The organism is Thermocatellispora tengchongensis (assembly GCF_014202315.1).
Taxonomy (GTDB): domain Bacteria; phylum Actinomycetota; class Actinomycetes; order Streptosporangiales; family Streptosporangiaceae; genus Thermocatellispora; species Thermocatellispora tengchongensis.
Genome location: NZ_JACHGN010000022.1, coordinates 193109 through 201508, shown reverse-complemented (window position 1 = coordinate 201508; position 8400 = coordinate 193109). Strand labels below are relative to the sequence as shown.

Annotated in this window: 5 protein-coding genes; 2 read left to right on the top strand and 3 right to left on the bottom strand. The window is 75.1% G+C overall.

What is annotated here, in order from left to right:
• Positions 1–251 precede the first annotated feature (251 nt).
• Complete coding sequence (locus HNP84_RS39640; RefSeq protein ID WP_185055194.1) at positions 252–3521, bottom strand: ATP-binding protein; 3270 nt, start codon at positions 3519–3521, stop codon at positions 252–254.
• A 112-nt stretch (positions 3522–3633) separates the two neighbouring features.
• On the opposite strand from HNP84_RS39640, the gene HNP84_RS39635 reads away from it, so the two are divergent.
• Together HNP84_RS39635 and HNP84_RS39630 are read left to right on the top strand one after the other, a co-directional pair.
• A complete protein-coding gene (locus HNP84_RS39635; RefSeq protein WP_312926789.1) occupies positions 3634–4794 on the top strand; it encodes an AI-2E family transporter in 1161 nt (386 codons plus the stop codon).
• A gap of 42 nt (positions 4795–4836) precedes the next feature.
• Positions 4837–5502 (top strand): helix-turn-helix domain-containing protein, encoded by a 666-nt coding sequence (locus HNP84_RS39630; RefSeq protein WP_185055193.1) that lies wholly within the window; start codon positions 4837–4839, stop codon positions 5500–5502.
• A gap of 16 nt (positions 5503–5518) precedes the next feature.
• On the opposite strand, the gene HNP84_RS39625 is transcribed toward HNP84_RS39630, so the two are convergent.
• Together HNP84_RS39625 and HNP84_RS39620 are read right to left on the bottom strand one after the other, a co-directional pair.
• Complete coding sequence (locus HNP84_RS39625; RefSeq protein ID WP_185055192.1) at positions 5519–7342, bottom strand: vWA domain-containing protein; 1824 nt, start codon at positions 7340–7342, stop codon at positions 5519–5521.
• Entirely contained in the window at positions 7342–8400 is a 1059-nt protein-coding gene (locus HNP84_RS39620; protein ID WP_185055191.1) for an ATP-binding protein, read from the bottom strand. The genes HNP84_RS39625 and HNP84_RS39620 overlap by 1 nt, the downstream gene beginning before the upstream one ends.

Below are 8400 nucleotides of genomic sequence, written 5' to 3'. Positions count from 1 at the left end.
CGCGGGGGACGGGGTTGTGCATCATGCACTGGCTTTTAGCACACTGTTGAGTTCTCAAGAAACGGACGCGAACTCCATCGTATCCGGGTTTATCGACCGGAAAGTCCGGGGCGTTTCGTTCGTTTCGGATTTCTTACTTCAACCTTATTCGGCCTTGCCGACTTTGTCGAACCGGCCGCCGTGGCCCGGGGTTGGCGATCTCTCGCGCTTCCCTTGGGCCTCAGGAAGGTTACGTGCGACGCACGACGGCGTCAAATCGGGGTTGCGAGCGCGCGGACGCGGGCGGTCCAGAGGGGAAGGCCGGCCTGTTCGCAACGTTCCAGGGTGTCCTTGACGTAGGCGTCGGCGTCGTCCTTGCGGTCGAGCAGGGCGGCCAGGCGGGCGACGTAGTAGCCGACCGGGCCCGCGGGGAGCACGCCGTGGCCGGTGGCCAGGCGGTCGGCGTACGGGAGGAGGGCGCTGAACAGCGGCGCCGCGCCGGACGGGTCGCCGGAGGCGGCCTGTGCCTCGGCGCGGAAGCAGGTCATGCTGAGCCAGGACCAGTCCATCGCGCCCGTGCCGGGTGGCGGGGGCGGCTCACCGGCGCACAGGGCGCGCATGCAACCGGCGAACTCGGGCCAGGCGTCGCCGGGCAGGCCGTCGAGGAGCGGGGCGATGTCCTCGACCCGGCCCTCGTGGTACGCCGCCAGCACGCGGTGCACGAGCGCGACCCCCGCGCCGCTGTGGGGCGGGGAGAAGACGTGGGGTTCGGCCGGTTCGCCCGGCGCGAGGCGGAACTCGTGCGGACGGCCGTCGAGGATGGCCCGGGTGGACCGCCAGAGCAGGTGCAGGAACCCCGCGCCGGGGGCCACGGCTCGCGGGAGGAGGCCCGCGCACTCCTCGTCGAGGTGGTCGGCGGTGGCGAGGTCGTAGCGCTCGGCGAGGAGCGGGATGAGCGCCAGCCGGAAGGCCAGCGCGTGGCCGAGCAGCCCTTCGCGGTCGGCCAGCTCGATCAGCTCGCGCACCGGGCGGTCGGCCTCGGCCAGCCCGAAGCCGAGCCCGCCCGCCTGACAGGCGGGGGCGAGCAGGTCGTTCTCCACCGACGCGATCAGCCGGGGCTCGCCGAGCCGCCGGGCCATGGCGCGGGCCTCGGCGGCGAGGGAGTCGCAGCGGTCGGCCGGGGCCACGCCGTACAGCTCGGCGGCCAGTCTGGAGTACATGCGGCAGCGTACGGCGGAGTCGCCGTAGGGCAGCGCGGCCAGCCCCTGCTCCAGCCTGGCCACCAGGTTGGGCTCGGTGGTGCGCCGGGGCGGGCGGCTCCACACGGCCGGGGCGTCGAGGCCGGTGAGGACCCGCGCGGTGAGCACCGGGTCGCCGGCGTCGGTGGCCAGGACGAGCGCCCAGCGCCAGGTGTCGCGGGCCGCTTCGTAGCCGCCGCCGGCGATCTCGGCGCGGATCTGGTGCAGCACGAGCTCCGCGGCGGCGGCCGGGGTGGCCGCGGCGGACGCGGCCCGCGCCCACCAGCGGGCGGCGTCGGCGTGGGCCAGGCGGCTCTCGGCCTCGCGGGCCGCCGCGGAGGCCCAGCGTACGGCGACCGACTCGGCCAGCCCCGACTCGGCCCGCTCGGCGCCGCCGGGCACGGCGGCGAAGGCGTGGCGGGCCAGCTCGGTGGGTGAGGTGGCGGGGCGGGAGGCGAGGGCGTGCAGCGCCGCGCGGTGCATCCGGACCCGCTCGGCCGGGTCGATGTCGGCGTACAGGGGGAGGCGCAGCAGCTCGTGCCCGAACCGCAGGCCGGTGCCGGGCTCGCCGGTGAACATGCCGGTCACGACGCCGAGGTCGAGCGCCTCGCGTACGACGGGGACCGGCAGCCCGCCGACCTCGGCGATGAGCTCGGCGTCGATGCCGGTGCCGAGGACGGCCGCGGCGTCGAGCGTGGCGCGCACGGTCTGCGGCAGCCAGCCGATGCCGCGGCGCACGGCCCCGGCCACGCCGTCGGACAGGGCGGCGAGCGCGGAGCCGTCGGGGTCGTCGGCGGTGACGCCGCGCAGGATGGCCCGGACGAAGAAGGGATTGCCGGAGGTGCCCGCGTAGATCTTCTCCAGGGTGCCGGGGGCGAGCCGCACCCCCATCGCGGCGGCCAGCGCCTCGACCTCGTCGGGGCTGAGCCCGCCGACCTGGAGGCGTTCGGCGTTGGGCACGCCCAGCGGCGGGCGCGGCGCGGGCACGGGCTCGGCGTCCTCGGTGGTGACCGCGAACAGGATCGGGCCGCGCGCGGAGCCGGCGACGTGGCGCAGGAGGTCGAGGGTGGCGAGGTCGGCCCAGTGGATGTCGTCGAGCACGATCAGCAGCGGGCGGATCTCGGCCAGGGTCTCCAGGTGCTCGGTGACCGCGGCGAACATGGCGTGGCGGGCGTCCTCGCGGGGCGGAGGCGCCTCGCCGCCGGCGGCGTGGCCCAGTGCCGCGCCGGTGGGCGGCGGCTCGGCGAGCAGGGGCCGCAGCGCGCCGGCGAGCTGGGGTGTGGGGGCGGGGATGCCGCCGAGCTCGGCGGGCAGGTCGAAGAGGGGCTGCTGGTCGTCGGCGCCGCGCAGCAGGCGGCGCCAGGGGTGGAGGACGGGGCCGCCGTCGAGGCAGCTCGCCCAGGCCACCCACCAGCCGCGCCGCCCCAGCGCGGAGGCGGCGGCGCCGAGCAGGCGGCTCTTGCCGATGCCGGGCGGCCCGGCGACGACCGCCAGCCTGGGCGTGCCCGACTCGGCGATGTCGGCGAGCCGGCCGAGGTCGCCCAGCTCGCTCCAGCGGCCCACGAACGGGTCGCGCGGGTCGGCCGAGCGGACCGGCGGGGCCAGCTCGGCGCGCGGGGTGGGCAGGTCGGGCGAGGCGGTGTCCAGCCTGATCTCGGCTTCGAGGCGGCGCAGGTCGTGGCCGGGCTCGACCTCCAGCTCGTCGCTGATCACGTCGCAGGCGAGCCGTACGACGTACAGCGCGTCGTCGCGGCGCCCGCAGCGGTGCAGGGCGATGGCCAGCAGGCACCACAGCCGCTCGCGGTAGGGGTGGGCGGCGGTCAGCTCGCGCAGCTCGGTGATGGTGGCGGCGGCGTCGCCCTGGCGCAGGAGCATGCTGAGGCGCTGCTCGCGGGTGCTCAGCAGCAGTTCCTCCAGCCGTTCCACCTCGGCCGCCGCCCACGGCTCGCCGGCGACGTCGGCGTACGGGGTGCCGCGCCACATCGCGAGCGCGTCGTCGAGGTCGGGGACGGAGCACGCGCGGCGGACGCGCCGCTCGAACTCGTAGACATCGACGGAGCTGGTGCGCAGCGCGTAGCCGGGGGCCAGGCTGACCAGGGTGCCGGGCTCGAACAAGTCGCGCAGATGGGCGACGCACTCCTGCAGCGCGATGATCGCGGTTGTGGGGTGCTGCCCGTGGTAGACGTCGTCGATCAGCCGATCGACGGGGACGACGGCGCCGCGCGCCATCAGCAGGCGTGCCAGCACCGCCCGCCGGTCGCGCCCGCCGAGTTCGAGGGGTCCGCCGGCGCCGCGGACTTCCACGGGGCCGAGGACACCGAACTCCCACATACAGGGATTCCACCCGCTCGCGGGGTCGCTCCGCAAGCGCCTCGGCGAAGTGAGGTAAATAATCCGAGAGGGGTAGGAATGAGGGGTGCTTCAGCCACAGGTGCCCCGAGCGCTGGTCGTCCTGCTGGGAGCGGCGGCGGCGGTCGTCACGCTCGCCGGGATCAGGTCGGTGGCCTCGATCGCGGGGCCGGTCGTGCTCGCGCTGGTGCTGGTGATAGCGGTGGCGCCGATACGCGGGTGGCTCGCCGCGCGCCGCGCGCCCGGGTGGCTGCTGGTGGCCGCGCCGCTGCTGGTCGTGCTGCTGGTGCTGCTGGCCATGGTGGCGATCCTCACGGTGTCGGTGGCCCAGCTCGCGGCGCTGATCCCGACGTACTCGCAGCAGTTCACCGACCTGGCGGACCAGGCGGAGCGGCTGGCCGCGGGGTTCGGCGTCGGCACCGAGCAGATCGACCAGGCGCTGTCGGCCTTCAACCCGGCGCAGCTCCTGGATCTGGCGCAGGGGCTGTTCACGGGCCTGCTCGGCGTGCTGTCCAGCCTGTTCCTGATCGTGGTGCTGCTGCTCGCGATGTGCCTGGACGCGGCCGGCTTCTCCCGGCTGATGTCCTCGGGCACCGGGCACCGGCCCGCGCTGGTCGAGGCGCTGGCGGAGTTCAGCCGCAAGACGCGCCGCTACCTGGTGGTCTCGACGGTGTTCGGGCTGATCTGCGCGGTGCTCGACATCGCCGCGCTGTACGCCCTGAGTGTCCCGCTCCCGCTGTTGTGGGGGATCCTGGCGCTGATCACGAACTACATCCCGAACATCGGGTTCATCATCGGCCTGGCGCCGCCCGCGCTGCTCGGCCTGCTGGACGGCGGCGTGCGCACGATGATGCTGGTGATCGTGGCGTACGTGGCGATCAACGTGGTGATCCAGTCGTTCATCCAGCCGAAGTTCCTCGGCGACGCGGTGGGGCTGTCCACGACCGTCACGCTGCTGTCGCTGATCCTGTGGGCGTTCGTGCTCGGCCCGATCGGCGCGCTGCTGGCCATCCCGCTGAGCCTGCTGACCCGGGCCCTGCTCATCGACAGCGATCCCAGCGCGAAGTGGGCCGCCGCGCTGGTCTCGGGGCGTCCGCCCGGGGACGGTGACGGCCGCCGGGAGCCTGAGGCGCCGGCCAAGACGCCGCCGAAGACGCCGGAGAGGCCCGCGACGCCGACCACGACCAAGGCGGCTCCGTCGGGCGGCCGGGCCCGCCCCGAGGCATGACCCGCCCCGGCACATAGCCTGCCCGGCACATAGCCTGAACGCATGTACCGCGAGTGGTCGGCAGGGGGCGGGCTCGGCGCGCGGGTGGCGTGCCTGTGGGCCCGCACGGCCGAGTCCGGCGGGTCGCAGCCGGTCGTGCCCGACGGGTGCGTGGACGTGATGTGGGGGCCTCGCGGCGCGGTCGTGGCGGGCCCCGACACCGCGCCGCATCCCGTACGCCTGGTGCCCGGCGACTCCTACTTCGGGATCAGGTTCCGGCCCGGTGCGGTGGGCGACGTGCTGGGCCTTCCGGTGGCCGAGCTGCGCGACCAGAGGGTCCCCCTGGCCGGCCTGCCGGGGTTCGCCGGGATCGAGGCGGCCGGCCCGGCGGACGTGTGGGCCGCGACGCTGGCGCGGCTGCGCGAGACCTCCCCGCCCGACCCGGCCGCGCCCGCCATCGCCGCGGCGCTGCGCCGGGGCGCGCGGATCGGCGAGGTGGCCCGGGATCTGGGGCTGAGCGAGCGGCACCTGCACCGCCGCTGCGTGGGCGCGTTCGGCTACGGCCCGAAGGTGGTGCAGCGCGTGGCGCGTTTCCAGCGGGCGCTGCGCCTGGCCCGCGCGGGCCGGCCGCTCGCCGAGGTGGCCGCCGACAGCGGGTATGCCGACCAGGCCCACATGGCCAACGAGGTGCGCAGGCTGGCGGGGGTGCCGATCCGCGCGCTGCTGTGACGATCGGCCCGGGTGGTCAGCGCATGCGGAAGATCGGGCCGCGGGCGCGGAACGGCAGCGCCGCGCCCTCGGGCATCAGGTACGCGTGCTCGCGGCGCACCCGCAGCACGTCGCACCAGCCGTCGGTGATGATCAGGATCGGGCCGGCGGGCGGGAAGTCGTCGGCGCGCTCGATCAGGTCCACGCCCGGCTGCAGGACGGTGCCGCCGCGGCCCCTGACCCGCACCCGCCGCCCGATCTCCTCCACCGGCAGGTAGCCCGCGTCGTACGCCGCCGCGTCGCAGAACACCACCCGGGCGCGCGGCACGTCGCGCGCCACCGCGTACGAGGCGATGGCGCCCAGGGCCTTGCCCAGCAACTGCGCGTTCATCGAGCCGGAGGTGTCGAGCACCACGCCGAACGTCGCCCGGCGCACCAGGTCCTCGGGCCGCACCCACCCGGGGCGCGGGATGCCGGGGCTGGACGCCTGGCGGCGCGAGGCGCGGGCGTACGAGCGGCGCTTGTCGGGCGAGGGCACGTGCTCGTCGAACCAGCGCGCGAGCCTGGCGTCCCAGGGCAGCGGCGGCTGGTCCAGCGCCCGGATCTCCTGCTCCAGGCCGCCGGGCAGCAGGCCGCGCCCGGAGTTGTGGTGGTAGGCCAGGCCGGTGGACAGCGCGTTGCGGTAGTACTCGTCCAGATCGACGTGCCTGCCGGGCGCTCCGGGCCGCGGCAGGGGGCGGTCCAGGACGTCGCCGAGCCCCCGGCCGCGCAGCGTGGCCAGCTTGCGCAGCCGGCGCAGGTTCGTCGTGATCTGGTCGTAGACGGCCTCGGCCGACAGCCCGGTGAGCGACGGGTCGTGCAGCAGGCCCTCGGGCATCTCGCCGACGCCCATCTCCACCAGCCAGCCGTTGATCACGTAGTCGGTGGCGATGTTCCAGAAGTACGGGTCGCGCCCGCCCACCCGCTCGCCGTGCCGCAGCGCGGCGTGCAGCATCTCGTGCGCGAGCACGAACCGCCACTCCTCCGTGCTGAGCCGCACCAGCGGGTTGACGTAGATCTCCCCCGCCTCGGCGTTGACCGCGGCGATCGAGATCTGCCACTCGCGGGCGAGGTCGGCGTCGGACACGATCGTCATCCCCGCGGCCAGCGCGCCGAGCAGCGGGTAGGAGGAGACGAACCAGCCCAGCGCGACGTCCCACGGCCCGGCGGGGCGTCCCTCGGCGGCGGCGCGGGGGGTGCCCACGTCCTCCAGCGCCCGCGTCGCCGTACGCGCGATGCCGGCGGCCAGGTCGCCCGGGAAGTCGTGCCTGTCGGCCGTCTCGACGTCGCCCACGGAGAAGTCGGGCATGCCCACGGGGGCGAACGCGGCGGGCACCCCCAGGCGGCGCCACTGCGCCGAGAGCGTCACCTCGTCGCCATCGGGCAGGCCGTCGGCCGGCAGGGCGGCAGGGCTGCGGCCGATCTTCAGCGTGCGCAGGAAGCGCTCGACGGCCACGCAGCAGGCGGCCTGGTAGGACGGCACGGGCAGCCGGTGATCGCGCCCGCCCTCGCGGATCTCCGGGCCGAGGTCGCCGGGCCCGGCCGTACGCGGGTCGGCGTGGCCGAAGCCGAGGTGCAGCATCAGGTGGGCGAACACCCACGTCCACTCCGCCGCGTCGCCCCGCCTGGACGGGTGGTGCAGGATGTGGCCGTCCTCCCGGACCACCGCCCAGGTCTCGGCCGAGAGCATGCCCTCGGGCGCGGGCGACAGCACGCAGTAGATGCGCTGGAACAGCGGCTGCCGGTTGACCAGGGCCCAGCCCTTGTCCACCTCGTCGCGCCACGGGTCGGAGGGCTTCGCGCCGCGCCCGCGCCGGGCCATCACGCCCTCGCGGCGGCGAGGCGCGGCAGGTCGCGGCCGACCGCGACCAGGAACCAGGTGGGCAGCACCGGGGCGCCGTTCTCGTCGTCGGCGATGACGAGCTGCGCGCACTCCAGGGAGATCTCGGCCAGCTCGACCAGCAGCCCCTTGGCCCGGAACGCCAGGTCGCGGCCCCGCGCCGAGCCGCGCTTGTCGGCGGGCAGCTCCTTGATCAGGCGGGCGCGGAACGCCTCGGACAGGAAGTACAGCAGGTCGCGGTCCTCGGGGCGGCGTGGCCAGGGGGCCTCGCCCTTCAGCACCGCGTCGAGGTCGTAGGCGTGCCGCACGGTCTTGACGTACGCGCGGAAGGCCGAGGCGTGCCCGGCCGTGAGCGTGCCGAAGGCCAGCATGCCGAGGGTCTCGTGGTCGATGTCCTCGCCGTAGGAGTGCATGACGTCGGAGAGCATGTGCCAGGCGCGCGGGGTGGAGAACGGCTCCTCGGTCTTGGGCGGCGCGCTCCACAGGTGGTCGGGGCGCTGGACGAGGTAGTCGATGATCCACGGGTGGATGCCGTTGGCGCTCGCCCAGGCCAGCCAGTCGGTGGCCGAGGCCCGCAGGTGCACGTGCACCAGCCGGTTGACCAGCGCCGAGGCCATCGGCCTGGCCAGCGCGTTGTCGGTGGCGCGGTTGCCCGCGCCGATCACCACCGACCCGGCCGGCAGCTCGTACGCGCCGATCCTGCGGTCCAGGATCAGGGAGTAGAACGCCTTCTGCACCTCGGGCGCGCTCGCGTTCAGCTCGTCCAGGAACAGGCAGTAGGGCTCGTCGCGGGCGATCGACTCGGGCGGGGCGAACCGGCTGCGGCCCCCGACCAGCTCGGGCACCCCGATCAGGTCCTCCGGGGCGAGCTGGGTGCCGAGCAGGGTGACGCACTCCAGGCCGAGCGAGTCGGCGAACGCGCGTACGAGGGAGCTCTTGCCGATGCCGGGTGCGCCCCACAGGAACACCGGGCGCACCACCGCGACGTGCAGCAGCACGTCCGGAAGGCGCGCGGGTGTCACCGTGATCGTTGCCTGCAT